22 protein-coding genes are annotated in these 26,031 nt (G+C 71.2%); 13 read left to right on the top strand and 9 right to left on the bottom strand.

Annotation, left to right across the window (positions count from 1 at the left end; translation table 11 throughout):
* Position 1 precedes the first annotated feature (1 nt).
* Positions 2 to 1,756: an ABC transporter ATP-binding protein gene (locus BJ992_RS28320; RefSeq protein ID WP_184986148.1), complete on the top strand. Its 1,755-nt coding sequence runs from the start codon at positions 2 to 4 to the stop codon at positions 1,754 to 1,756.
* Positions 1,757 to 2,140: 384 nt separating this feature from the next.
* Here BJ992_RS28320 and BJ992_RS28315 read toward each other — a convergent pair whose 3' ends face one another.
* Positions 2,141 to 4,207, bottom strand: coding sequence for a S9 family peptidase (locus BJ992_RS28315; RefSeq protein WP_184986146.1), 2,067 nt, complete (start codon positions 4,205 to 4,207; stop codon positions 2,141 to 2,143).
* Between the two features lie 69 nt (positions 4,208 to 4,276).
* Here BJ992_RS28315 and mshB point away from each other — a divergent pair, with 69 nt between their 5' ends.
* The 9 genes from mshB (at position 4,277) to BJ992_RS28270 (ending at position 12,569) form a co-directional block, all read left to right on the top strand.
* Entirely contained in the window at positions 4,277 to 5,185 is a 909-nt protein-coding gene (mshB, locus tag BJ992_RS28310; RefSeq protein WP_184986144.1) for an N-acetyl-1-D-myo-inositol-2-amino-2-deoxy-alpha-D-glucopyranoside deacetylase, read from the top strand.
* Between the two features lie 11 nt (positions 5,186 to 5,196).
* Complete coding sequence (locus tag BJ992_RS28305) at positions 5,197 to 5,664, top strand: DUF6113 family protein (protein ID WP_184986142.1); 468 nt, start codon at positions 5,197 to 5,199, stop codon at positions 5,662 to 5,664.
* 10 nt (positions 5,665 to 5,674) lie between these two features.
* On the top strand, positions 5,675 to 6,211 hold the full coding sequence (locus BJ992_RS28300; protein WP_343072901.1) for a flavin reductase family protein: 537 nt from the start codon (positions 5,675 to 5,677) through the stop codon (positions 6,209 to 6,211).
* A gap of 38 nt (positions 6,212 to 6,249) precedes the next feature.
* Positions 6,250 to 6,675, top strand: coding sequence for a hypothetical protein (locus BJ992_RS28295; protein ID WP_184986138.1), 426 nt, complete (start codon positions 6,250 to 6,252; stop codon positions 6,673 to 6,675).
* Positions 6,676 to 6,851: 176 nt separating this feature from the next.
* Entirely contained in the window at positions 6,852 to 7,826 is a 975-nt protein-coding gene (locus BJ992_RS28290; RefSeq protein ID WP_184986136.1) for an MBL fold metallo-hydrolase, read from the top strand.
* A 390-nt stretch (positions 7,827 to 8,216) separates the two neighbouring features.
* Positions 8,217 to 9,482 (top strand): chymotrypsin family serine protease, encoded by a 1,266-nt coding sequence (locus BJ992_RS28285; protein WP_184986134.1) that lies wholly within the window; start codon positions 8,217 to 8,219, stop codon positions 9,480 to 9,482.
* Between the two features lie 246 nt (positions 9,483 to 9,728).
* The gene (locus BJ992_RS28280; protein ID WP_184986132.1) at positions 9,729 to 10,928 is read left to right on the top strand and encodes a chymotrypsin family serine protease; all 1,200 of its coding nucleotides are present in this window, start codon (positions 9,729 to 9,731) and stop codon (positions 10,926 to 10,928) included.
* 325 nt (positions 10,929 to 11,253) lie between these two features.
* Complete coding sequence (locus tag BJ992_RS28275) at positions 11,254 to 11,847, top strand: choice-of-anchor K domain-containing protein (RefSeq protein WP_184986130.1); 594 nt, start codon at positions 11,254 to 11,256, stop codon at positions 11,845 to 11,847.
* Between the two features lie 119 nt (positions 11,848 to 11,966).
* Positions 11,967 to 12,569 carry a hypothetical protein gene (locus BJ992_RS28270; RefSeq protein ID WP_184986128.1) on the top strand — a complete coding sequence of 201 codons (603 nt, stop codon included), beginning with the start codon at positions 11,967 to 11,969 and terminating at the stop codon, positions 12,567 to 12,569.
* Between the two features lie 4 nt (positions 12,570 to 12,573).
* On the opposite strand, the gene cysS is transcribed toward BJ992_RS28270, so the two are convergent.
* From cysS to BJ992_RS28235, 7 genes are all read right to left on the bottom strand, one after another.
* Positions 12,574 to 13,965, bottom strand: a complete 1,392-nt coding sequence (gene cysS / locus BJ992_RS28265) for a cysteine--tRNA ligase (protein WP_184986126.1) — start codon at positions 13,963 to 13,965, stop codon at positions 12,574 to 12,576.
* Between the two features lie 148 nt (positions 13,966 to 14,113).
* The gene (locus BJ992_RS28260) at positions 14,114 to 15,964 is read right to left on the bottom strand and encodes a sigma factor-like helix-turn-helix DNA-binding protein (RefSeq protein ID WP_184986124.1); all 1,851 of its coding nucleotides are present in this window, start codon (positions 15,962 to 15,964) and stop codon (positions 14,114 to 14,116) included.
* A gap of 67 nt (positions 15,965 to 16,031) precedes the next feature.
* Entirely contained in the window at positions 16,032 to 18,098 is a 2,067-nt protein-coding gene (locus BJ992_RS28255; RefSeq protein WP_184986122.1) for a UvrD-helicase domain-containing protein, read from the bottom strand.
* Positions 18,099 to 18,109: 11 nt separating this feature from the next.
* Positions 18,110 to 20,410 carry a hypothetical protein gene (locus tag BJ992_RS28250; RefSeq protein ID WP_184986120.1) on the bottom strand — a complete coding sequence of 767 codons (2,301 nt, stop codon included), beginning with the start codon at positions 20,408 to 20,410 and terminating at the stop codon, positions 18,110 to 18,112.
* Positions 20,411 to 20,477: 67 nt separating this feature from the next.
* Positions 20,478 to 21,260: a class I SAM-dependent methyltransferase gene (locus tag BJ992_RS28245; protein WP_184986118.1), complete on the bottom strand. Its 783-nt coding sequence runs from the start codon at positions 21,258 to 21,260 to the stop codon at positions 20,478 to 20,480.
* Between the two features lie 142 nt (positions 21,261 to 21,402).
* Positions 21,403 to 22,491, bottom strand: a complete 1,089-nt coding sequence (locus BJ992_RS28240) for an ABC transporter substrate-binding protein (protein ID WP_343072900.1) — start codon at positions 22,489 to 22,491, stop codon at positions 21,403 to 21,405.
* Between the two features lie 102 nt (positions 22,492 to 22,593).
* On the bottom strand, positions 22,594 to 22,830 hold the full coding sequence (locus BJ992_RS28235; RefSeq protein ID WP_184986115.1) for a hypothetical protein: 237 nt from the start codon (positions 22,828 to 22,830) through the stop codon (positions 22,594 to 22,596).
* Between the two features lie 97 nt (positions 22,831 to 22,927).
* Between BJ992_RS28235 and fdxA the strand changes: the two genes are divergently transcribed.
* From fdxA to BJ992_RS28220, 3 genes are all read left to right on the top strand, one after another.
* On the top strand, positions 22,928 to 23,254 hold the full coding sequence (gene fdxA, locus BJ992_RS28230) for a ferredoxin (RefSeq protein WP_184986113.1): 327 nt from the start codon (positions 22,928 to 22,930) through the stop codon (positions 23,252 to 23,254).
* Between the two features lie 148 nt (positions 23,255 to 23,402).
* Entirely contained in the window at positions 23,403 to 24,482 is a 1,080-nt protein-coding gene (gene dapC, locus BJ992_RS28225) for a succinyldiaminopimelate transaminase (protein WP_184986111.1), read from the top strand.
* Positions 24,483 to 24,493: 11 nt separating this feature from the next.
* Positions 24,494 to 25,138 (top strand): DUF4178 domain-containing protein, encoded by a 645-nt coding sequence (locus BJ992_RS28220; RefSeq protein WP_184986109.1) that lies wholly within the window; start codon positions 24,494 to 24,496, stop codon positions 25,136 to 25,138.
* A 136-nt stretch (positions 25,139 to 25,274) separates the two neighbouring features.
* Here BJ992_RS28220 and BJ992_RS28215 read toward each other — a convergent pair whose 3' ends face one another.
* A complete protein-coding gene (locus BJ992_RS28215) occupies positions 25,275 to 25,973 on the bottom strand; it encodes a hypothetical protein (protein ID WP_343072899.1) in 699 nt (232 codons plus the stop codon).
* Between the last annotated feature and the right edge of the window lie 58 nt (positions 25,974 to 26,031).

Raw genomic sequence — 26,031 nt, 5'->3', positions numbered from 1 at the left:
CATGAGCCAGGCGACGATTCTGCCGGTCGCCGACGAGGCGCAGGTGCGTGCGTACGCGCGGCGGCTGACGCTGAAGTACCCGCGCCGCCTGGCGGTCGCGCTCGGGCTGCACGGCCTGGCGGCGGTCGCGGGGCTCGCGGCGCCGCGCCTGCTCGGCGAGCTGGTGGAGGGGGTCCGCGACGGCACAGGGATCGGCGTGGACACCGTGGCGCTGGCCATCGCGGGGTTCGTCGTCGCGCAGGCGGTGCTGATGCGCTTCGCGGTGTACAACTCCGCCAAGCTCGGCGAGATGGTGCTGGCCGAGCTGCGCGAGGAGTTCGTGGACCGTGTGCTGGCGTTGCCGCTGTCCACGGTGGAGCGCGCCGGCACCGGTGACCTGGTGACGCGCACGTCCCGTGACGTGGACTCGTTGTCGCGCACGGTGCGGCACGCCGTGCCGGAGACGCTGATCGCGGTGGTGGCCGGCGCGTTCGTGCTCGGCGCGCTCGCCCTGGTGGGGCCGTTGCTGCTGGTGCCGTCGCTGGTCGCGGTGCCGCTGCTGTGGATCTCCACCCGGTGGTACCTGAAGCGGGCCAGGGACGGCTACCTGCGGGAGAACGCCGCGTACGCGGAGATCACCGAGGGTCTGAGCGAGACCGTGGAAGGCGCGCGGACCGTCGAGGCGTTCGGGCTGGCCCGGCGCAGGCACCGCCGCACCGACACCGACATCGCGCGGTCGTGGGCCGCCGAGCGGTACACCCTCAGGCTGCGCACGGTGTGGTTCCCCGCGGTCGAGATCGGCTACGCGGTGCCGGTGGCGTCGACGCTGCTGTTCGGCGGCCTGTTCCACATCAACGGCTGGGTGTCGCTGGCCCAGGTCACGGCGGCCACACTGTACGTGCAGCAGCTCATCGACCCGCTGGACCGGCTGCTCTCCTGGGTGGACGAGTTGCAGGTCGGCGGCGCGTCGATGGCGCGGCTGCTCGGGGTGGCCAACGTGCCGGACGACCGTGCGGCGGGTTCGGACCGGCCCGAGGGGGAGCGGATCGCCGCCACCGATGTGCGGTACGCCTACCGTGAGGGCCGTGACGTGCTGCACGGCGTCTCGCTGGACGTCGCGCCGGGGGAGCGGATCGCCGTCGTCGGGCCGTCAGGCGCGGGGAAGTCCACGCTCGGCAGGCTGCTCGCCGGCATCCACGGCCCGCGCAGGGGGTCGGTCACCGTCGGCGGCGTGTCGCTGGTGGAGCTGCCGCTGGACGATCTGCGGGGCCATGTCGCGCTCGTCACGCAGGAACATCACGTGTTCCGCGGCACGTTGCGCGACAACGTGCTGATCGGCCGTCCCGGCGCGGACGACGACCAGGTGCGGGCCGCGCTGGCCGCGGTGGACGCCTTGGAGTGGGTGGAGGCGATGCCGGACGGGCTGGACACGGTGGCCGGTTCAGGCGGCGCCGCGGTGTCGCCGGCGCAGGCGCAGCAGATCGCGCTGGCCCGTCTGGTGCTGGCCGATCCGCACACGTTGGTGCTGGACGAGGCCACGTCGCTGATCGACCCGCGGGCCGCGCGTCACCTGGAGCGGTCGCTGGCCGCCGTGCTGGAGGGCCGCACGGTGATCGCCATCGCGCACCGCCTGTACACCGCGCACGACGCCGACCGGGTGGCCGTCGTCGAGGACGGCCGGGTCAGCGAGCTCGGCTCGCACGACGAGCTGGTCGCCGCAGGCGGCGCGTACGCCGCTTTGTGGGAGAGCTGGCACGGCACGCCGCGCCGGCCGTGAAAAGAAGGCCCGTCCCCGTTCCGCGCTGCATCGGAACGAGGACGGGCCGGCTCTTTCAGGTGGCGGCCGGGTTTCCCCTGCCGCCGTGAATTCGGTCGGCCCCTTACCGGGGTCCTGCGAATTCGGCCTCGGCCGGTGCCTGTGCGGTTGGCCCGTGCCGTTCTATTCTCCCTCCGCACCTGGTGCGGTGCACATTCGGAGAACGTCTATTAGAGGGCAAAGGATTATCCGCCGTCAATGAATCCGGCGAATCAGGATCGATGAAATCCTGCGGAGTGCGGCTGTGAGGCACAGGCGCTACGATCCGCGTGTCAGATGTCGCCGTGCGGAATATTTCGGAAAAGGAAAGACCCCGCCGCGGCGGGGTCTTTCGATGTGCGTGGGTCAGGCCCGCAGTGCCTTCTTCAGGAAGTCGACCTGGAGAAGCAGCAGGTTCTCCGCCACGACCTCCTGCGGCGTCATGTGCGTCACGCCGGACAGCGGCAGCACGGTGTGGGGACGGCCGGCGGCCAGCAGAGCCGACGACAGGCGCAGGGTGTGCGCCGCCACGACGTTGTCGTCGGCGAGGCCGTGGATGAGCAGCAGGGGACGTTCGAGCTTCTCGGCGTCGGCCAGCAGGGAGGACCGCTCGTACACGTCGGGCCGCGCACCGGGGTCGCCGAGGTAACGCTCGGTGTAGGCGGTGTCGTACAGGCGCCAGTCGGTGACGGGGGCCCCGGCGATGGCGGCGTGGAAGACGTCGGGACGGCGCAGCACGGCCAGCGCGGCGAGGTAACCGCCGAACGACCAGCCCCTGATGGCGACCCGCGTCAGGTCGAGGTCGTCGGGGTGGAGGCGCGCGGCGCCGTGCAGCGCGTCCACCTGGTCCTCAAGGGCCGGGGTGGCGAGGTCGTCGAGCACTTCGCGCTCGAACGCGGGGCCGCGGCCCGGGGTGCCGCGGCCGTCGGCGACGACGACGGCGAAGCCCTGGTCGGCGAGCCACTGCGGCTCCAGGTAGGCCCGGCCGGCGGCGACGGCGCGCTGCGCGTGCGGGCCGCCGTAGGGGTCCATGAGGACCGGCAGCCGCGCGGAGCCCGGCACGTGGCCGCTCGGCAGCAGCACCGCGGTGGTCAGCTCGCGGCTGCCGGTGCGCACCAGCGACACGCGTGGTTCGAGCCGCGGCGGCTCGGTGAGGGACCGCACGGTGCGGCGGTGCTCGCCGCTCACCACGCGCACGGTGGTGGTGGGGGAGTCGAGGGTCTGGCCGAGCTGGACGAGCACGCCGTTGCTCAGCCGGCCGTGGTGCACGCCGGGGGTGTCGGCGGTGAGCGGGGTGAGCGTGCCGGACGACCACGTCCACAGGTGGGCCTCGGCCGGGTCGGTGCTCGCGCGGAACAGCACCGTGCCGTCGTGCACGCCGAGCACCTCGCGCACCTGGAGCTCCGGCGGGGTGACCGCGCCGCCGTCCACGAGCAGGCGCCGCGCGTCGCCGTCCACGGCCGTCCACACCAGTTCGCCGCCGGACAGCCGGGCCGGCACGCCGGGGACGACGTCCACCCAGGCGGGGTCGGTGTCGGTGCGGACCTCGGTGGTGGCGCCGGTCGCGGGGTCCACGGCGAGCAGGCGCATGGTGCGCTGGTCGCGGGACAGGGTGACGATGAGGGGGCCGTGGCGGTCCCAGACCGCCGACACGAGGTACTCCTCGTCGAACGGCACCGGCACGCGCGAGCCGTCGACGCCGAGCACGAACAGCTCCACCACGGCGTTGGGGGTGCCGGCGGCCGGGTACGCGACCGTGGCCGGGGTGCGGTCGGGGTTGGCGGGGTCGGCGATGTGCCAGCGGTTCACCGGGGACTCGTCGGCCCGCTCCACCAGCAGCGCCGTGCCGTCCGGTGACCACCAGTGGCCGCGCAGGCGCTCCAGCTCCTCGGCGGCGATGAACTCGGCCAGGCCGTACGTCACGCCGCCGGCCTCGGGTTCGGCCAGCGCGCGGTCCTCGCCGGTGGCGAGCTCCTGCACGCGCAGCGCGCCGCCGCTGACGTACGCCACGCGGGTGCCGTCGGGGGAGACGCGGGGGTCGATCACCGGGCCGGGGGTGGTGAGCGCGCGTGTGCGCGCGGCGGCGACGTCCAGCACGTACAGCGCGCCGGACAGCGCGAAGACGATCGTGGTCAGCGCGGCGTCGGCGTCGTACGCCACCACTCCGCCGGCCGACTCCCTGGCACGCTCGCGGCGGGCCCGCTCCTCAGGGGGAAGGTCCTCGTCGGCGGGGCCGAGCTCGGCGGGGTCCACGAGCAGCCGCTCCTCACCCGACCCGAGGTCGAGCTCCCACAGCAGGGTCACGGCGTCGGTGCCGGACCGGCTGCGCAGGAAGGTGGCGCGCTCGCCGTGCGGCGCGACGGTGAAGCCCCTCGGCACGCCGAGGGTGAAACGACGGGTGCGTGCGTACATGCGCGGGAAGCTCTCACTCATGCCCACATCCTGCCAGCCCGTCGCAAGAGGGCCACGCGGCCTGTGGACAGGCGGACGTAGTCTCGGGGAATGACTGATCGCCGTTTGCTTCTCGTCCACGCACACCCCGACGACGAGTCGTCGAGCACCGCCGCGACGATGGCCAAATACGCCGCTGAAGGCGCGCACGTGACCCTGGTGACCTGCACACTCGGTGAGGAGGGGGAGATCGTGGTGCCGGACCTCGCGCACCTGGCGTCCAGCCGGGAGGACCGGCTCGGTGAGCACCGCATCGAGGAGCTGGAGGCCGCGTGCAAGGCCCTCGGTGTGGACGACCACCGTTTCCTCGGCGGGCCGGGACGCTGGCGCGACTCCGGCATGATGGGGGAGCCCACCAACGACGACCCCCGGTGTTTCTGGCGTGCCGACCTCGACGAGGCGGCGGCGGAACTGGTCACGATCATCCGTGAGGTGCGGCCGCAGGTCATCGTGACCTACGACGAGAACGGCTTCTACGGTCACCCCGACCACATCCAGGCGTACCGGGTGGCGTGGCGCGCCTACGAGTTGTCGGGGGACCCGTCCCACGGCACGGGGGAGCCGTGGCAGGTCGCCAAGTTCTACTTCATCGCGATGGCCAAGTCCGGCATGCGGCGCATCGCGCAGCAGATGCGCGGTACCGACTTCGACTTCTTCACTGAGGACAGCATCGACGACCTGCCGTTCGGGTCCGAGGACGCCGAGATCACCACGGTGATCGACGCGCGGCCGTACGGCGCGGCCAAGCTGGACGCGCTGCGGGCCCACCGTTCCCAGATCGCCGCGGACATGCCGTGGTTCGTGATGGCGGACCGGTTCGGCACCGACGGCCTCGGCGTGGAGCACTTCCGGCTGGTCGCGGGGGAGCGCGGGCCGGCGGGACGGCAGATGCCGCCGGAGGAGTGGGGGCTCGGCGAGCCCTTCGACCGTGAAGACGATCTCTTCGCGGGCATCGGATAGCCTTCTGACCCATGGAGGAAGAGCAGGCCGGCCGGGGTCACCCGGTGGTCTCCGCCTTGGTCGGCGGCCTGGCGTACGCCGTGCTCTTCGTCCTCGGCGTGGTCTTCGGCGCCGTCGCCGGCCTCGAGCATTCCTGGGACCGCGGCGGTTCCGTCCCGCTGGTGCCTCTTGTCCCGATCGGCCTGTGCGTGGTGCTGTTCGGCCTGCTCTACGGCGCGGGGCGGCTGATGTCGTCCAAGCTCGGCGCGTTCGTGCCTGGCATGGGGTGGATGCTGGTGGCGCTGCTGTTCTCGGTGCAGCGGCCCGAGGGCGATCTGGTGATCGCGGCCAACCCGGCGGGGTACTGGTATCTGGCGGCGGGGGCCCTGGCGCTGGTGGCGGCGGTGCTGCTGATCCCGTCGTCGGGGTCGTGGCTGCTCCACCAGGGGAGTTACCCGAGCAAGCACCCGGTCAACTTCCCGGATGGTCGGTCCGCTTAAGCTGACAGCCGTGCGATCTGTGGACAAAAAGGTGACCCAGGAGCTGTTCCGGACGGTGGCCGGACGGTTCGCGACGGGCATCGCGATCGTCACCACCCATGGCGACGGCGTGGACCACGCGATGACGGTCAACGCCTTCACCTCGGTGTCGCTCGACCCGCTGCTCGTGCTGATCTGCGTGGAGAAGGTCGCGAGGTTCCACAGCGCGGTCATCGCGGCCGGCGAGTGGGGGGTGTCGGTGCTCGGCGAGGACGGCGAGGAGGCGTCCCGCGCGTTCGCCACCCGCGGCCGGATCCTTGAGGGACAGCTCGACCGCTGGGCCCACCGGCGGGGGACGCTCGGGCTGGCGCTGTTCGACTCCGCGATCGCCACCCTGGAGTGCAGGACCACGGCCGTGCACGACGGCGGGGACCATTCGATCATCATCGGCGAGGTCGTCAGCGCGGGGCTGCCCCGCGAGGCCGAGCCGTTGATCTACCACAAGGCCCACTACCGTCACCTCGCTCCTGGTGCGCCTCCCGGTACGCCGCCCGACCCGGGGCCGTGAGGGGTGACGGGACGCCTCCGGCGGGTGACAATCGAGACATGCACCGGCGGCATCGGGCTCGGCAGGTGATCAACTACGTCAACCTCTCCACGCCGCTCGGCGTGGTGATCGCGCTGGTCGGCGGGGCCACCGTCCGCCGCGGCGAGTACGGCCTGCTGTACGCGCACGGTTACCGCCTGCGCTTCCCGGTCGCGGGTGCCTTCACGGTGGGGAACGTCGTGCTGACCGCCTACCCCGAGGGCCACCTGACCGGGGCCTTGCTGCGGCACGAGTCCCGGCACGCCACGCAGTACGCCTTCTGCGTCGGCCTGCCGATGCTGCCGCTGTACGGGCTCGCGGTGGTGCTTTCGTGGGCCCTGAGCGGACATCCCGCCGCGTGGAACGTGTTCGAACGTCTGGCCGACCTGGACGACGGGGGCTACCCGCGGCACCCTTCGCGATGGCGACGAGGCACCCTGGAGTAGGAAAACTGGGCATACCTACTCCGATCGGGGGAGTCCTCCACTTCAGGAAGTACATGCCGGATACATCGGACGGTTGACGCATGTTTTCCGTCCACGGGTAATTATCAGATCCAGAGTCTGATCGCCTCATTCGCCGCGTGACTCGCACCTGGCCTGGCACGAACAGGAGGGGTCGTATGTCGCAGACCGTCAGCCCTGAGATCTCCCCTTCCACTCCGCCACGCACACGCACCTGGCCCGCCGGCTTCAAGGACCGCCTGACGTGCCCGCTTCCCGACTTCCGCGAAGTGCTGAGCGTGACCTGGCACGGGGGCCTGCGACCCGACATCGGTGACGCCGACCAGATCCCCGTGATGCGGGCCGGACTGCCGCCGGTGGGGCCACGGGACACCGCCGCGACCTGGGTGGGGCACGCGACGTACGTGCTGCGCATCGGCGGGCTCACCGTGCTCACCGACCCCGTCTGGTCGAGGAAGATCCCCGGCGTGCGGCAGCGGCTCACCCCGCCGGGGCTGGCCTGGAGCGACCTGCCTCCCGTGGACGCCGTCGTGATCAGCCACAACCACTACGACCACCTGGACGCGCCGACGATCAGGCGCCTGCCGCGCCACACTCCGATGTTCGTGCCGGCCAACCTCGGACGCTGGTTCACCCGCCGTGGCTTCACCGACGTCACCGAGCTGGACTGGTTCGAGAGCGCGAGCATCGGCGAGGTCTCCTTCGACTTCGTGCCGTCCCATCACTGGAGCCGCCGCGGCCTGCGGGACACCTGCCGCAGCCTGTGGGGTGGCTGGGTGCTGACCTCGCCGCACCAGCGGGTCTACTTCGCCGGCGACACCGCGTACGGTGATCGGTTCAAGCAGATCGGGGACCGCTACCCCGGCATCGACCTGGCCCTGATGCCGGTCGGCGCGTACGAGCCGCGGTCCTTCATGCACGTCACGCACGTCGACCCCGCCGAGGCCGTACAGGCCTGTCAGGACGTGGGGGCCCGGCGGATGGCCACGATGCACTGGGGGACGTTCGTGCTGTCGGGTGAACCCCTCATGGCGCCGGTCCGCGAGGCGCGTGAGGCGTGGACGGCGGCGGGCCGCGCGTCCGCCGATCTGTGGGACCTCGCCATCGGCGAGACCCGCGTCCTCACCGGCTGAGCGGGCCGCCGCAGGAGCCCTTGACCACCTGTGCGGCCGTCCCTGGGGATGGCCGCATGGGTCCCTGGCCGGCGGGCCCGGTGCCCCTGGCCTGCGGATATTCCGATCTACGCGTGGCATGGCGGCACGCCTCAGGGCTGTCCGGATGCGGACAGCGTCCGGCCGGTGTCCGTATCGGGATTTTCAGGCTGCCGCGAATGGGAGTCCCAGCTTGCGGCAAAGATCCGGTTTTTTTGCCGCGATAAGCGTCTGACCAGAACAGGGCCATGTGGATGAAAACTAATGGCAGTTATCATCTCTGACGAAGCAGGTCAAGGTATTGATCGGACGGCGTGACTCGCATGCAATACCGGGGTGAATCACCGTAATTCCCCAAGGAGGATCACAACGGTGAACAACCCCCCCAGCACTCTCAAGAGCCGTCGGTTCCGTCACCTCGCGGTGAGCATGGGAATCGCGATCGCCGTCGCCGGCGTCGGCACCGCACAGGCCGCCACCGCGCCGGACCCGGTCAAGCCGAGCACCACCGGTGCCGTCGAGCACACCGGTGCCGTTCCGGGTGGCTTCGCCTCCTGGAAGGACCTCCTGCTGTTCCAGCAGAAGCTGACCACCGCCGCCGACCGGATCACCGCCGCCGCGAAGAACGGCGGCGGCTACGCCGGCATCATCGCGGCGCCGGAGAACCGTGAACTGCGGGTGTACTGGAAGGGCAAGCCTTCCAAGGCGATAAACGACCTGGTGGGCCAGCTCCGCCGCGACGTGTCGATCAGCGTGCTGCCCGCGCAGTACTCCGCGCGTGAGCTGGAGCGCGAGGCCGACCGCCTCATCCGCGCCAACAGCGCCACGCTCACCTCGACCGCGCCGCTGCAGGACGGCTCCGGCCTGAAGGCCTCCACCGCCGTGCTCGGCGCGGCCCGCTCGGCGATCGCCGGCGCGTCGGTGCCGGTCACCCTCGAGTACGGCGCCAAGCCCGAGCTGGCCTCCCGCTGGGACGACTCCCCGCCGTGGTGGGGTGGCGGCGCGTGGCGCAACACCAGCACCGGCGGCGGCTGCTCGACCGGCTTCGCCGTGACCTACGGCGGCGTGCAGAAGATGCTCTCCGCCGGGCACTGCGGCGACGTGGGTCAGACCGCCACGGACCCGACCGGCCAGACCATCGGCTCCATCACGCAGGACAACAACGGCCGTGACGTGCTGCTCATCGGCACCAGCGCCGCCGGCCGCGTCTTCAACAACCCGGTCGGCAGCGTCGCCACGGAGTTCAGCAACCCCGTGATCGGCACCATCGGCTCGACCGTCGGCATGTTCATCTGCACCTCCGGCGCCTACTCCGGCACCAACTGCAACATCAAGGTCACCGCGGTCGGCGTCAACATCAACGTCGGCTACATCATCTCCGGCACCGTCCAGGCCGAGCAGCAGGCGCACACCAACGCCGTCGGCCAGGGCGACAGCGGCGGCTCCGTGGAGGTCGTCAACCCCTCCAACACCCTCCAGGTGTACGCCGCGGGTGTGAACACGGCCATCGACACCAGCACGGCCGTCGCCTGCACCGGTTACGTCACCAGCGGCCGTACCTGCGCCTGGCGCATGTACTACTCGCCGTGGAGCAACGCGACCACCGCGTTCCCCGGCATCGCCATCATCACCGGATGACCGGCGAAGCCACAGTGATCTGATTTCAGCGATCAGGGGGCCGGCGCTCATGCGCCGGTCCCCTTTTCGTAGCCCTAGGCAAGCAAATGTGGAGTACCGGCCGGTCCGCTTGTCCAACAAATGGGTCGCTGACCGGGTTCGTTATACCTATTGCGAAGTTTGTGGCTATTTAATGCCTTGAGGAGGACGGTACCAGTGAGCACCCCCCGAAGAATCGTGAGTTCACTGTCCTTTCGCCATCTCGCCGTGACGATGAGCATCATGATCGCCGCCGGCACCGGCACGGCGCAGGCAGCGAGCGCACCCGACCCGGTCAAACCTCCGGCGACCGGAGCCGTCGAGCACACCGGCCCGGTGCCTGGCGGCTACGCCACATGGAAGGACCTGCTGCTCGACCAGCAAAAGATGGTCAAGGCCGCCGACCGCATCACCGCACTGTCGGCTGACGGCTACGCCGGCGTCGTGCTGGCGCCGGAGAACCGTGAACTGCGCCTGTACTGGAAGGGTGACACCCCCAAGCGGGTCGGCGACCTCATCGGTGTGCTGCGCCGCGACGTGGCGATCAGCGTCCTGCCGGCGCGCTACTCCGCGCGCGAACTCGCACGTGAGGCCGCTCGCCTCATCGCCGCCAACCGCGACCTGATCACCTCGGTCGAGCCGAACCAGGACGGCTCAGGCCTGCGGGCCACCACCGCCGCGACCGGCGTGGCCCGTACCGCGATCACCGGCACGTCCGTCCCCGTCACCTTCGAACACGGGGTACGGCCCAAGGTGGCGAGCCGCTGGGACGACAGCCCGCCGTGGTGGGGCGGCTCGGTCTGGGGGGTCCCCACGGCCGCCTGCACCACCGGCTTCGCGGTGACCTACCAGGGGGCCAGCAAGATCTGGACGTCGGCGCACTGCGCCAACGTCGGCCAGACCGCCGTCGACCCCACCGGCCAGGTCATCGGCCCCGTCACCCACGACGACGCCACCCGCGACTCGCTGCTCATCGGCGCGAGCGCCGCGGGCCGCGTGTTCAACAACCCCGTCGGCAGCGTCGCCACCGAGTTCAGCAACGCCGTGGTCGGCACCCAGAGCTCCTTCGTCGGCATGTTCGTCTGCACCTCCGGCGGCTTCTCCGGCACCAACTGCAACATCAAGGTCACCGCGATCAACGTCACCATCAACCCGGGCTGGATCATCACCGGCACCGTACGCGCCGAACAGCAGGCCTTCACCAACGCGGCCGGCGGCGGCGACAGCGGCGGCCCGGTGGAGGTCACCAACCCCGCCAACACCAACCAGGTCTTCGCCGCCGGCATCATCACCGCCACCGACTTCGGCACCCAGGTCCCCTGCACCGGCTACCGCCCCACCGGCCGCGTCTGCACCTGGCGCATCTACTACTCCCCCTGGACCAACGCCACCACCGCCTATCCCGGCATCGCCATCGTCACCGGATAGCCCACCAGATCGTGAGAGGCCGGGGGCCGGGAGACAACGGCCCTCGGCCCCTGGCGAGGCCGGACACACCGCACGCGAACTTTCTCAGGGCTGGTAGGACATGTCCATGAACACGGTCGCCGTGCTGAGTGACGGCGGCCAGGCGGAAACGGGCTGATTCGGCCTGGAAAAGGTCTGAGCCGAATTATCGGAACACCACGGATCGTTCCCCTGAATTTAACGACGCGTAACCTGGGGTTCCTGCCTCCTTCCGGGAATCCGGTCGGAAATCGTGATTCATCTGGTTGAGTCGTCCTGCTTTCCGCGTATAGTGGAATCGCGCGCCGTGAACGCAGCAGCTGCCGAAGTCGATCGGTTATGCCCGCGAGACAGGAGCACTTCTTTAATGGGTACAGTGGTCACCAGCGGAATATGGTCGCGTGTCGGCCTTGACGATGTGTCGCTTTTCGCCGGCATCGGTACTGAGCACATCAGATGGGGTGACGTCCCGGACGACAAGAGGAGCGGCTACATCTTCGAAGGCACCGTCGTCGAAGCGCAACTCGACGGCAGCGATTTTCTGCTCGGTACGTTCACGCACCAGAACCGCGTGATCCCGATGCCGACGAGCGAGCAGTTCTGGGTGTACCTCACGGTCAACGTCGCGTTCGAGGACGAAGGAATCGAGCACGATTTCACCGTGCGTTTCCGCCACGACGAGACGCCGAACGAGGGGCCGCACCCGAACGACGTGGTGAAGCTGCCGAAAGTCCACGAGAACGAGATCGTGTACGTCGACAATGTCGAGTACAAGGTGTCGATCACCGGTTTCCTCCGGAACAAGCGGAAGGTGACCCAGTTCGACAGCCCCGAAGGCGGCTCCAACAGCGCGGGCATCTTCGCGCGGTTCGAGCGGTCGGGTTCGCCGTCGATCTCCTGAGTCCTGGACGAGCCGAGCGTCTGGCCGGCGGTTCTCCCACCTCTGCGGAGCGCCGTGAACGCATCGTCCGCACTTTTCGTCTCACAAGTAGGAGAGCCGACGATCGGGAGGCGTTCATCGTGAATCCGAACCGTCACATCCGTTCCGCGACCACCGTCCTCGGCGCGACGTTCATCGGTTGCCTGATCACCGCACTGACGGCCTGCGCCGCTCCAGGCACACCCTCCGGCGACACCGGTGCCTCCCCCGAACCCCCCACGGCACCCACATCCCACCCCGCCACGACGAACCCCGCACAGAGCCAACTCCTCACTCTGGCCGGCCGGGTCACCGAGTACCTCCGCCAGACCCACCCCGCGCAGTACGCCGGCGTGGCACTCGACGGCGCGAAACTCGTCGTCTACCGAATCCCCTCCACATCCCTGGACGCCTCTCTGGCCGCCAAGTTCCCCGACGCTCCCTTGACCCTCCACGACGCCGACCACTCCGCACGCCAACTGGAGGCCCTGGCCGGCCGGATCACCGCCGACATCGACCACTGGAACAGACAAGGCGTCCCCATAACGACCGTCGCCCCCCTGGTCGACGGCTCCGCCGTGGAAATAGGCACCACCGACGTGGAAAGAGCCACGGCCGAACTCCCCGAACGCTACGGCCCGGCCCCTCTGAAGTTCACCGAGGCCAACCCCACCCTGCTGTCCACCACGTCCCCGGCCGGCTAGCCGTTCAGGTCCAGGTCTGGCCTTCCGGGGTGTCGGTGACCTTGACGCCGAGGGAGGCGAGCTCGTCTCTGAGGCGGTCGGAGGTCGGCCAGTCCTTGGCTTCCCTGGCCTTGGCGCGGGCCTCCAGGAGTTCGGCGGCGCCTTCGGGGAGGACGGGGACGGTGGGGGGTTTGCCGATGTCGGCGGAGAGGTCGAGGCCGAAGAGGTGGTCGAGGTGGAGGAAGGTCTCGAAGCGGGAGCCGGGGGGGATGGACTCGTCGCGTTCGAGCTCGCGGAGGATGCGCAGGGCTTGGGGGGTGTCGAGGTCGTCCTCGAAGGCGGCGGTGACGCGGGTGGCGTAGGTGGTGTCCAGAGCGGCGCTCGGGGACTCGGCCCAGGTGGCGACCTGGGTGCGCCAGCGGCGCAGGGTGCGGTCGGCGGCGGTGATGGTGTCCCAGGTGAGGTTCATCTGCTGGCGGTAGCGGTGCTCAAGGAGGGCCAGGCGGACGGCCAGGGGGTCCAGGCCGGCGTCCTCGACGTCGCTCAGCAGGACGACGTTGCCGGTGCTCTTGGCCATCTTGCGGCCGTCGAACAGGATGTGCTCGCCGTGGACCCAGTGGGAGACCACATCGTGACCCACGGTCGAGTTGGACTGGGCCCGCTCGTCCTCGTGGTGGGGGAACCGCAGGTCCTTGCCGCCGGTGTGGACGTCGATGTGCTCACCGAGGAAGCGCAGGGACATGGCGGAGCACTCGATGTGCCAGCCGGGGAAGCCGAGGCCCCAGGGGCTGTCCCAGGTCATCTCGCCGGGGGTCGTGGCGCCTTTCCACAGGGCCCAGTCGGCGTGGAAGCGCTTGCGCTCGTCGGGCTCGATGCGGTGGCCGGGCTTCAGCGCGTCGAGGCGGTTGCCGGAGATCTCGCCGTACGTGGGGAAGCTGGTGGCGTCGAAGAAGACCGAGCCGTCGGAGGCGGCGTAGGCGTGGCCGCGCTCGATGAGCTTGGCGATCATCTCGATCATCAGGTCGATGCTCTCGGTGGCACGAGGGGTGTGGTCCGGCGGCCTGATGTTGAGCTTCAAGGTGTCCTGGCGGAAGGCCTCTTCGTAGAAGCGCGCGATCTCCAGCGCGGAGCGGCCCTCGCGGCGCGCCTGCGCGAGGATCTTGTCCTCTCCGGTGGCGTCGATCTGGTCGTCGTCGGCGAGGTGGCCGACGTCGGTGATGTTCTGGCACACGACGACGCGGACGCCGCGGCGCTCGAGCACCCGGCGCATGAGGTCGGGAAGCAGGTAGGAACGGAGGTTGCCGACGTGAGCGTAACGGTAGACGGTCGGCCCGCAGGTGTAGTCGCGCACCACGCGCGCACCCTCTGGAACGATCGATTCCGCCTGCCTGGTCCGTGTGTCGTACAGCCTCAACATGACCAAGAGCTTAGGACATGTCGGGTCACCTGTCCGGAGCCCGCCGCAGACCTGTGGACGGCGGGGGAGGGCAACCCCGGGTGCCGGTGCGGCCGGATGTGTCCCGAGGCCGCAAGAGGGTGGACGGTCAGGGCCGGGGGGTGGACGGTCAGACGGTCTCGGGCTCGATGAAGGCGAGGATGTCGCGGTCGCCGCGTTCGCGGAGACGAGCGACGATCTCTTCGCGGGACGCGCCGTCCGGCAGGCCGATGCGTGCGCCGATCAGGCGCAGGGCCTCGGCCTCCGAGGCCACCGGCGCGGTGTAGCCGATGAGGTGCAGGGCCATGTTGATCGGCGGCAGGCCGGAGGCGGCCTGGGGGAGGTAGCGCGTGAGCAGTTCGCCGCCGTCCGACACGGTCAGGAAGATCGAGTCGCCTTCCCCGGCGCTGTAGTCGGCCAGTATGGCCCGGATGGAGCCCATGGTCGGCTGGTTGTGCCAGCTGATCACGACGTCACCCGACGGGGTGGACGTGGTGAGCTGACCGCCTGGCGCCATGCCGAGGTGCGCGGCGAAACCGGTCGGCAGCGGGGAACCCGAGCCGCGCAGGTGCTCGCCGTTGACGTCCACCCGGTGCCACCACCGGCCGTCGCGGCTGCGGAAGGACCGCCGCGTCATCGACACGTCCCTGCGCGGGCTGTACGGCTCGGCCTGCTCCGGCGCCGCGACCCTGATCCACCCGCGCTGGGTGCGCTCGAAACCGGGGCCGCCGGCGTACGCGCGCACCGAGCTGTCGCTGACCTCGTACTTGGCGGTGAGCTTGGCGACGACGTCGTTCACCGACACCTCGCCGCCGGCCCGCTCGATCTCGCGCACGATCATCTCGCGGATGCCGATGTACTCCTCGCCACCCCAGCGCGCCAGCCCGTACCGGTTGCGGTCCACCCGCAGGAAACGGCTGTCGGCGGTGAGCTGGTTGCGTATGCCGACGATGCTGTAGTCCTCGCCGATCCGCGCCTGGATCTCCTCCGGCGTGAGCGGCGCCTCGGCGACGGCGAGCACCGCTTCGGCCTTGTCGTTGACGCTGCGCGGCCACGGCACGACGTGGCCTTCGAGCACACGCAGGTGCGGCACCGAGGCCAGCCACCGCTCGGCGACGTCCTCGCGCACCCCGAGCCGCGCCACCATGCCGACCGCCTCGGGAAGCTTCACCGGGCCGTCGGTGAACAGGCGGCGCGTCTTGTCCTTCAGCTCGTCGGCGCCACCGGCGACCAGCCAGCCGTCCACCTGGTCGTACCCGGTGAGCAGGCTGCGCACGAACCGCCAGGCCGGCACGCCGAGCGTCGTCAGCTCCGCGCGGTGCCAGGGTACGGCCGCGGCGAGGTCGTCGGCGGGTACGGCGGTGCCGAGCCGGCCGCGCAGCCACGTCAGGTGCGCGGCGAGCGGCGCGGCCTCGGGGGCCGCCAGCCGGGCCTGCACGTGGTCGCGCAGGTCACGCTCGATCTGCCTGATGCGTTCACGTGTCACCGAGAACCGCTGCGCCAGGTCGTCCAGCGTGACGCGATGCTCGGCGTACACCCGGTCCCTGGCGATGGCCCGCTGCCGGTCGTCGAGCGCCGAGAAGATGTCGTCGATCAGCTCGGGGATCGGCCGGTCCTGCCGCACCTGTGCGGCCGGCGCGGCGATCGACTCGTGGCTGCCGGAGGCGACCAGCCGTTCCAGCACGTCGGTGAAGACCGTGCGCACCGTGTCCCTGGCGTCGGGGGTCCGCGCGGACCGCTTGGGATCGATCATCCTGAGCGGCGGCAGGATGTCGCCGAGCGGCAGGTGTCCCCAGCAGGCCATGGTGAGGTCGGCCAGCCGTGCGGCCACCTGAGCGGTCCCCGCGATCAGGCACGCACGGTCGAGCGGCAGCGCCTGCCACCACGCGTCCGGCAGACGAGGATCGCTCGCGATCGGCTCGACCTGGCCGGGCGGGGTCCAGCGCAGGGGAGGCACGATGTCGCTAAGGCTCAGATTCATGAAGGTCCAAACCGGCATGGGGCATGTGGTGGCATCGGACGGGTTCCGCCGGGTTCAGGGTATTGGGTCAGGGCGGTAGAAATGGACTTGCTCGCCCGGAATAGGACACGTAAAGGCGTTCGGTGGCCCGGGTGCAGGCCATGTACAGAAGCCCCCGTTCCCGTTGCAGATCGTGTGCCCTGGCGGTCGGGTCCTCCTCGGCCGGCGTGAGGGAACCAGGCGCGGGGACGACGCCTTCCGCGACGCCGATCAGTGCGACCCGGCGGAACTCCAGGCCCTTGAGCCCGTGCAGCGGGGTGGCGCGCACCGCGAGGCCCGCTTCGCGCAGCGCCGCCTTGACGTCCCTGACGAGGCCGGCCGAGCGGGCCGCGACGGCCACGGCCCTCGCCGGCACCCCCTCGGCCAGCCACTCCCCGACCTGCGTGACCAGCCCGGCGAGCTCCGCCTGCGGCGAGACGTACTCCCGGACGACGGGACGCGGGCCCTCCTGTCCGGCGCGGAACCCCGCGAGCTCGGTGACGCCGTCCACCAGCCCGTCCACCGGACCGCCGCCGCGCAGCCGCACGGCCCAGGTGAGGATCTCCCGCGGCAGGCGGCGCGACACGGTGAGCCGGTAGGTCTCGGCCTTCACCCCGAGGCTGCTGAGCGCGACCCGGGTGTCGAAGACCCGCTGATGGGGGTCGCCGACGATGAACAGATCGTCCGGGCCCGCCGGCACGGCGGCCCGCAGCAGCCGCCACTGCGCCGGGTGCAGGTCCTGCGCCTCGTCGACCACGATGTGCCGGTACGGCTCGCCGCCTGGCGCGTCGTCGAGCAGGTCGCCGGTGGTGCGGCCGAGCAGCGTGCTCGCGCGTGTCGCGAGTTGCAGCAGGGTGCGCCTGCCGGTCTCACGCAGCCGTCCCGTGACGTGCTCGATGGCACGCCACACCTCGGCTCGCTCGCCGCGGTCGAGGTCCACGCCGCGGCCGGGACGGGCCGCCGACAGGTACTCCTGCAGGGTGCACAGGTTCTGCGCGAGGATCACCTGTTCCCACTCGCGCAGCAGGAACGCGGGGCTGTGCGTCGTGCCGTACAGCTCGGCGGCCTCCTGCCACAGCGAGGCGAGGTCGGGGGGGCCGACCAGCAGCGGGGGCCGGCCCTCGGCCTCGGCGACGACGCGGTGCGCGAGACGTTCGACGTTCCCGACCTCGATGCGGTCGCGCACCCGCGTGTCGTCCACGAGCAGGTCCAGCTTGGCGGTGAGGTCGGCGGCGGTGGCCTGGGAGAACGTCACCACGAGCACCCGGCCGCCGCCGGTGCGCGCCAGATGCGCCGCGCGGTGCAGCGCGAGCACGGTCTTGCCGGTGCCGGCGCCGCCGGTCACGAGCACCGGGCCGTCGTGGACGTCGTGGTAGGCGATGCGGTACTGGACCGCGTAGGGGAAGCCGCACCACTGCGGCCGGTCCAGCAGGTGGTCGAGCTCCTCGGCGTCCGCGACGAACACCGCGCGGCTCGGCGTGCGGTCGAGCGCGGCCCCGAGGTCGCTCACGTCGATCGGCCCCGCCGGTACGGCCGCGCACGCGTCGAGCGCGCGCCACGCCTCGGCGATCGACCCGCCGGCGGCGAGCACCGACAACGGTGCGAACTGGCTCTCGGGGATCAGCGGCTCCACCGCGTCGAGGGCCGTCTCGCTCGCCATGAGCCGCACCAGCGGCAGCAGCCACGTGTCGATGCCGAGCCCGAGCAGGTCGGTGTCGCAGACGTGCGCGAACAGCCGCCGGGCCGCCGACCCGGCGGCGCGGCGCAGCGCGGGCTCCACCGACTCCAGCGCCGCGGCGTCCCAGATCTCCGCCATCCCGGCGGCGGCGTTGACCGCGAACCTGTGCCGCTGCGCGTACGACCACGCCTCGGCGTCCGGCTGGACGGTCAGCATCCAGTACACGTCGCGCTGCCGCACCACCACGCCGCGGTGCCGGTCGGTCAGCCGCATCGTCGCGACGCGCGGGTCACGCGTGTTGCGCACCCGCTCGGGATGCGGCGCGGAGGTGGCGCCGCGCAGGAACCGCCGCAGCGACACCACCGCCTCCTCGCGTGCCGGGGATGCCAGCGCGCCGAGGTCGCTGTGGACCTCTGGGGCGATGGCGAGCCGGGGCACCGGGGCTCCTGTCAGACCATCAGGGACAGCAGATCGCGGTCCCCGCGTTCACGTAGCCGGTTCATCAGGTCCGGCAGGCCGACCGGGCCGGTCATGCCGATGCGGGTGGCGAGCACGCGGATCGTCTCCTCCAGCGACTCGGTGCCCCCCGAGGTGTGGCCCGCGAGCCGCAGCGCCATCGCCCCCTTGTCGGAGTCGCCGGACGCCGCCGGGACCAGGCGGGTGCGCAGCACCTCGTCGTCCTCGGCGACCGTGAGGAACAGATGGGCCCCCGGCGTGGCCTCCATGTCGGTGAGGAGGCCGCCGAACGACTCGATGACCGGACGGGTCTGCCAGCTCAGCGTGACCTCGCCTGCCGCGCTCCCCACCGTGCGGCTCTCGCCGGGGGCCATGCCGAGGTAGGCCGCGAAGCCGCTCGGCAGCGGGCACTCTCCGCCGTTGATCTGCTCGGGTGCCACGTCGACCCGTAGCCACCACAGGCCGTCGGGGTGCCTGAAGCACCTGCGGGTCATCGACACGTCCTTCAGGCGGCCGTCCGGCGCGGAGTGCGCGACCTCCTGCTGCCTCTGCCGTTCACCCTCCTGGCCCGGCACGGGTTTCGGGCTCTGGATGCGCAGCTGCGGCACGCTCTCCAGCCACTCCTTGGCGACCTCGGGGTGGATGCCGAGCGTGGTCACCAGTTCCAGCGCGCGGGCCACCGTCGGCGGACGGTCGGCGTCCAAGATCAGTGCGCAGGTGCGTTCGCGCAGGTCGTTGACGTCCTCCGACACCAGCCAGCCTTCCTGCACGGTGTAGCCCGGCAGGGTGCTCAGCACGAACTGCCACGCCGGCACGTCGAGCGAACGCAGCTCACGTGTGTGCCAGGGGGCCGCGGCGATGAGGCGCGACCTCGGTGCGGCGACGCCGAGGGTGCCGGGCAGCTTCTCCAGGTACTGCGCGTAGGGGGCGGCGTCCGGGCTCTCCAGCCATTCGGCGAGGCGGTGGCGCAGCTCGTGCTCGAGCGCCACGATCTCCTCGGCGGGGACGGCGAACAGCTTGGCGAGCTCCTCGGGGGCGGCGGGAGCGTCGGTGAAGACGTGGTTCTGCGCCACCGTCCACGTCTTGTCGTCCAGGTCGGCGAAAGCGGCGTCGATGATCGCGACCATGTCACGTTCCTCGCCGTCGGCCCCGGTCCCGCCGGCCGGCTCCGCGCCGGCCGCGTCCGCCGTGTCGGACGTGTCGGCCAGGTGGTCGGCCGGGTGGTCGGCCGGTACGGCGTCCGTGGAGTCGCCGGGTTGCGTGCGCTCGGGCTCCCCGGCGGACTCCTGGCCGGGCCGCTCGTCGGCGGCGCGCGGGGTGTCGGGGCCGAGCGGGCCGGGGGCCGGCTCGTCCCGTGGATCGGGGGACGGCTCCCGGTGCGTGCGATCGGTGCCGAGGGGGTCGGGGTCGTGCTCACCCTGCGCCGGGACGGGGGCCGGTTCCGAGGTGGGGACCGGGGCCGGGATCGGCACGGGGAGCGGCACGGCGAGCGGCGCCGGCATGCCGTTCGGCACCGGGCTCGACACCGGGCTCTGCGGCGGGAAGGGGACGGCGTTCGGCGCCGGCGGGGTCGGGGACGGCTCGTACCTGGCGGGACGCTCGGGACGGGGGGGAGGAGTGAACATCGAGGGGCGGGACGTCGCGGGGGTGCCGGCGACGGCGTCGCCGAAGACCCGCTGCTCCAGCGCGGCGGCGGCCATGCGCGCGGCGGCCAGGCCGAGCGGGTCGCCGGGGTCGATGGCCTGGCTCTGGCGCGACTGCCGTTTCGGCAGCGCGGGACGGCGCACCGGCAGCGGCTCACGCTCGGCGGGGGCCGGGGCCCGCAGCGCGGCGGGGGCCCGCTCCTCCTGCGCGTTCTCCGCGGGGGCCTTCTCCGCGGGTGTCTTCGCGCCGGCGGTCATGCGGGTGAACACCGCGGTGAACAACGCGGCGAGCACCGGACGGGGCCGGATGAACGGCTGGTCGGTCAGCTCCCTGCCGGTCAGCGCGAGCAGACCGTGCCAGGAGCCCACGCGGTCCAGCGCGATGGACACCTGCGGCTCGTCGGCCTCCTCGGGGTCCATGACGTGCAGCGCGGGCAGCACGTCCCCCACGGCGGCGGCCGGCCAGTGCTCCAGCGCCAGCTCCGTCAGCAGTTCACCGAGCGCCTCCGGCCCGATCACGGCGAACACCTGGGTGACCGGCAGCGAACGCCACCAGGCGTCAGGCAGTCCCGGCAGGTCGCGCAACTGCGAGAACCCCGCCGCGTCACTCCAGCGAAGCGGAGGCACGAGATCACTCAGGCAGAAGTTCATCCCGTTCCCTCTCCGGTGATTTCAGGACCAGAACATAGTCTGGCAAACCGCACGATCGTCGGCGCCGTTACGCTCGTACGGCGGCGAAGCGCAACCGCACGTAGTCGGCGACCCACCCCGACTCCCGGCGCAGCGCGGGGGCCGCCAGCTCGTTGACCCGCCGCAGCAGCGGCTCCACCGTCTCGGCCGGCACATCGTCCAGCAGGTGTCCCGCGAACATGCGCACCCAGTCGGCCGCGCCGTTCTGGCACTCGTCGAGCGGGGTCGGCCGGTCGAAGTACTCGAGCAGCCGCACCGTGAAACCGCACTTCTCCAGCCGTGTGGCGTACTCGGCGGGGGTCGGGAAGTACCACGGCAGGTCGGGCTCGCGCAGGCCGTGCTCACGCCACGCGGTCATCATCGCCGACGTCAGCGCGGCGCAGTTGCCGGCGCCACCCATCTCGGCCACGAACCGGCCCCCAGGCGCGAGCGCCGTGCGCACACAGCGGATCACCGCGTCGGGGTCGCGGCCCATCCAGTGCAGCGCCGCGTTGGAGAACACCGCGTCGTAGGTGTCGAGCAGCCGGAAGTTGGCGCCGTCCCCCACGATGAAGTCCAGCCCCGGATGGTGCCGCAGCGCGACCTCGATCATCGCGGCCGAGCCGTCCATGCCGAGGACCGTCGTGCCCCGTGCCGCGATGTCCGCGGTGAGCACCCCCGTGCCGCAGCCGAGGTCGAGGATGCGCTCACCTGGCTGGGGATCCAGCAGTTCGATCAGCGGCGCGCCGTGCGCCGAGACGTAGCCGAAGGAGCTGTCGTAGGCGCGAGCGTTCCACCGCATCAAACTCGGCGTGTCGTATCGCACGGCCATCAGCTCGCATTCTCCGACATCGCTTGTCCGTGTCCTTACCGGTCCTCACGGGTCCTTATGGGTAGAGACACTTTAAGGCTTCGATGTCCGGGCCACACATCGGTCGCGATGGTTGCTCTGGCCCGTTCGCGAGCGTGCGGACTCAGCCCACGGCGGTGGCCCAGGTGGACTTCAGGTACGTCCGGCCGGCGTCGTACTGCGGGATCGTGAGCATCACCGGCCGGCCGGGGACGGCAGGCATCCGGGCCGCGGCCTGGCGGTCGAGCGCTCCCTTCATCTCCAGCGCCTCCATGCGCACGGGACGCGCGAAGCCCTTCAGCAGCAGGTTCTGCGCCTCGTCGCCGAACAGGAACTCCTCCCACAGGCGGGCCGCCGCGGGGTGCGGGGCCTTCTTGTTGATCGCCTGCACGTAGTAGGACGCCAGCGCCGCGTCCTTGGGGACCACGACCTTCCAGGCCGGTCTGTCGTCGCCGGCGGTCTGCGCGGCCTTGGCGGCGTTCACGTAGTCCCAGTCGACCAGCGTGTTGGCCTTGGACGGCTTGCTGAACGCGCCTGACTTCTTCAGCCGCGCGAACAGCTCGACGCCGCGTTTCGCCTCCGGCGTGCCGTTACGCAGCGAGGCCGCCATCACGCCGTGGAACGCGGCGGCGGTACGAAGCGGGTCGCCGGCCAGCGCGACGGCGTACCCCGGCCGCAGCAGGTCGGCGAAGGTGCGCGGCTCCTTCACCTTGCGCGGGTCGTAGCCGATGGACATGTAGCCGCCGTACGCGCCGTACCACCGGCCGCCGAGGTCCTTGACGCCGTCCGGCACGTCCTGCCACGCGGCGACGCGGTACGGCGCGAACCGCTCGGCGTTGGCGGCGGCCACGTCCAGGCCGAGGTCGAACACGTCCGGCGCGTCCTGCGGCCGCGCGGCCTTGGCGATCTCGATCTCCCTGTGGCTGCTCGCCTTGGGCTCGGCCACGTTGATCCTGATGCCGTAGTGGCCGGTGAAGCGGTCCATCACGGCGCCGAAGTTCACCCAGTCGCGCGGCACGCCGACGAGGTTCAGCGCGCCTTCGCGCCGCGCCGCCTCCACGAGGCGGTCCATCGTGCCGAACCCCTCGGCGAGCCCGGTGGCGCGGGGGTCGATCGGCTGCTCCCGCTTCGGCTCGGCCGGTGAGGACGAGCACGCGGCCACGGCGGCGGCGAGGAGCATGAGACAGACTGCGGATGCGGCACGTGTGGTCACGTATCGAATACTCGGCGTCACATCGGCGTGGGTCGAGGAGGCACGCGGGGCTTTGACCGGTGTTGGGCCGGCGCCTGCCGGGTCGTTGCGGGGAGCCGGGGATCAGCGCGCGCGGCCCGGCGCGTCGGGGACGACCTTGCCGGCCACCACGGACGTCTCGGAGATCTCGACCAGCTCGCCGTCGCGCCTGCGCACCCGGAGCACCCCGTGCTCCCAGGAGACGAGCACCCCTACGGTGTCACGGAAACCCCCGGTATCGGCACGCCGGATCGTGACACGACGGCCGATGTCGGACGGGGTGACCGCGATGACCAGCCTGCCCGCGAAACGCGCAGTCAACGGCTTTGCCCCCCTCCGTTTCGGACACGTGGCCCACGCGGCAATACTAGGTCTAGCAACCCGCGGTCGTCGTCATGCGGAAAAGAAGGAGTCCGAGGTGACCTACGTCATCGCGCAGCCTTGCGTGGATGTGCTGGACAAGGCGTGCATCGAAGAGTGCCCCGTCGATTGCATCTACGAGGGCAACCGCATGCTCTACATCCACCCAGACGAGTGTGTGGACTGCGGCGCGTGCGAGCCCGTCTGCCCGGTCGAGGCGATCTTCTACGAGGACGACACGCCGGACCAGTGGAAGGACTTCTACAAGGCCAACGTGGAGTTCTTCGAGGAGCTGGGCTCGCCGGGTGGTGCGTCGAAGGTCGGCAAGATCGAGCGTGACCACCCGATCGTGGCGGCGCTGCCGCCGCAGGCGGAGGCACACTGACCACCTCGCGCTTCGCACGTGGTGCCACAGGTACCGTGACTCAGGTCGCGGTACCACCCGTCCATGCCTGTGCCATGCCCCGTGAAGCGCGCTGTGACGTGCCGCGGGGCCGGTGCGGCTGGAGTGTTCGCAACTCAGGAGTGATGCGGTGATCGGCCTGCCGGACTTCCCGTGGGACCGCCTGGCGTCGTACAAGGAACGCGCCAAGGCGCACCCCGGCGGCATCGTCGACCTGTCCGTCGGCACCCCCGTGGACCCGGTTCCCGCCGTCGCGCGCGAGGCGCTCGCCGGCGCGGCCGACAGCCCGGGGTACCCCCTGACGTACGGCACGCCGCGCCTGCGCGAGGCGGCCGCCGGCTGGCTGGCGCGCCGCCACGGCGTGAGCGTCGGCCCCGAGGCCGTGCTCCCCACGATCGGCTCCAAGGAGCTGGTCGCGTGGCTGCCGACGCTGCTCGGCGTGGGCCCCGGTGACCGCGTGGTCCACCCCACGCTCGCCTACCCCACCTACGACGTCGGCGCGCGGCTGGCCGGCGCCACGCCGTACGCCGCCGACGGGCTGCTCGCGCTCGGCCCCGAGCGGGTGCCGCTGGTGTGGGTGAACTCCCCGTCCAACCCCACCGGCCGGGTGCTGCCGCCTGAGCACCTGCGCAAGGTGGTCGACTGGGCCCGCGAGCACGGCGCCGTGGTGGCGTCCGACGAGTGCTACATCGAGCTCGGCTGGGAGGACCAGCCGGTCTCGATCCTCCACCCCGACGTCTGCGGCGGCTCCCACGAGGGGCTGCTCGCGGTGCACTCGCTGTCCAAGCGCTCCAACCTCGCCGGGTACCGCGCCGGTTTCGTCACCGGCGACCCCGCGCTGGTCGCGCGGCTGCTCGAAGTACGCAAGCACGCCGGCATGATCGTGCCGGAGCCGGTGCAGGCCGCGATGGCCGCCGTGCTCGACGACGACACCCACGCGGCCGAGCAGCGCGAGCGGTACGCCGCGCGGCGCGCGCTGGTGCGTCCGGCGCTGGAGAAGGCCGGCTGGCGCGTCGAGCACTCGACGGCGGGGCTCTACCTGTGGGCCACCGACGGCCGTCCGTGCTGGGAGCAGGCCGGCGCGCTGGCCGATCTCGGCATCCTCGTGGCCCCCGGTGATTTCTACGGACCGGCCGGCGCTTCTCACATTCGTGTCGCGATGACCGCGAGTGACGAGAGGATCAATGCGGCGGTGCTCCGGCTCCAGTAATATCCCGCGGCATGACCGTTGCGGTCGTGCTCGCCGTGAGCGCAGCCATCCTGGTCGTCGTGCTGGGCACCTACCTTGGCACGCGGCGTACCGAACGCGGGGCCCGTGCGGCTCGCGACGCGGCTCCGTCGTTCGCTGAACCGGTCCAGCCCGAGGCCGCTCCCCACGTGGACCCCGACTACCTCGATCCGCGCACCATCAAGGTCGGCGACACGGTGGACCGGCGCGGCGTGCGCGCCAGGGTCATCGGCGCGCTCCACCTGTCGTGGCAGGGTGACCAGTGGGTCGAGTACCTGCTTGAGGAAGGCATGCGCCACTACCAGTGGCTCTCGGTCCGCGAGCGGGGTGACGCGCACGGCGAGCTGTCGCACCTGGAGGTCCACTTGTGGACACCGGTGCCGACCGAGGGCATGGTGCCGGCCAAGAGCATGCTGATCATGCAGGGGGTCGAGTTCTTCCCCATCGAGCGCGGCACGGCGGCGTTCCGCTCCGAGGGAACGACGGGGTACCCCGAGCGCGGCCTCATCGACTTCGCCGACTACCGTGCCGGCGACGGCCGCTTGCTGACCTTCAACCGCGTGCAGGGCCAGGCGTGGACGGCGGCGCACGCGCAGCCGCTGGCCCCGGGGTCCATCAAGGTGGACCGCCTGACCTGACCGCCGCGCAGGACTTCGAGGCCGGTCAAGGCGGCCGGCCCGTACGCGGGTCCGTCCCCGGCAAGGTCGTCGTCACGATCTGACCGCGGCCCGGCGCCTCGGCGTCCGGCCCGGTGCCGCGGGCTCGTCAGAAGACTCAGGCGATGACGACCTGGCCGGCGCCGGCCTTGGCGTCGGCGAGCCAGCCGTCGTGGCCGGCGGTGGCGGTCCAGGAGACGCCGGCGTAGCGCACCTGGTGGAGGCCGTACTTCTGCGCGTGGGCCACCGACCAGGCGGCGATGAGCCAGCCTCTGCGCTGGGACGCCGCGTCGATCTGGTTGCTCTGCGGCGCGCCGCCGCCGAGGGCCCTGCCGAGCTCCTTGCGCGCCTTGGCCGCCTCGAACGCGACCGGTTTGTCCGGCGGCGGGTACCAGCAGTGCACGGCCTTCGGCACCTTGCCGGTGAACGCGTCGGCGAGGATGCGCGCGTCGGTCTCGTGCTGCGCGTACGCCGAGCCGTCCGCCGAGCGCTGCACGGCCTGTGCGGCGTCGTGCAGCGGCAGCTTCAGGTAGCGCTTGACCTTGACCAGCGCGGAGAAGAACTTGTTCGTCGCGTACACCGGGTCCTGGAGCTGCTCCACGGTGCCCCACCCCTGCGAGGGCCGCTGCTGGAAGACGCCGACCGAGTCGCGGTCGCCCCACGTCAGGTTGAGCAGCTTGGACTCCTGGATCGCGGTGACGTACGCGATCTGCACGGCACGCTCCGGCAGCTTGCGGCGCGCGGCCACCGCGGCGATGGTGGCGGAGATCTGGGCCTGCTCGATGTCCAGGTCGAGGGTGCCGAGTGCGGTGGTCACCTGGCAGTGCTCACCGAGGGCGAAAGGCTTCGCTCTGTTCAAAAGGTGATAAATGCCG

The organism is Sphaerisporangium rubeum, from assembly GCF_014207705.1.
GTDB classification, from domain to species: Bacteria; Actinomycetota; Actinomycetes; order Streptosporangiales; family Streptosporangiaceae; genus Sphaerisporangium; species Sphaerisporangium rubeum.
Note: the sequence above shows the minus strand (reverse complement) of the source record. Positions and strands in the feature narration are given on the sequence as shown.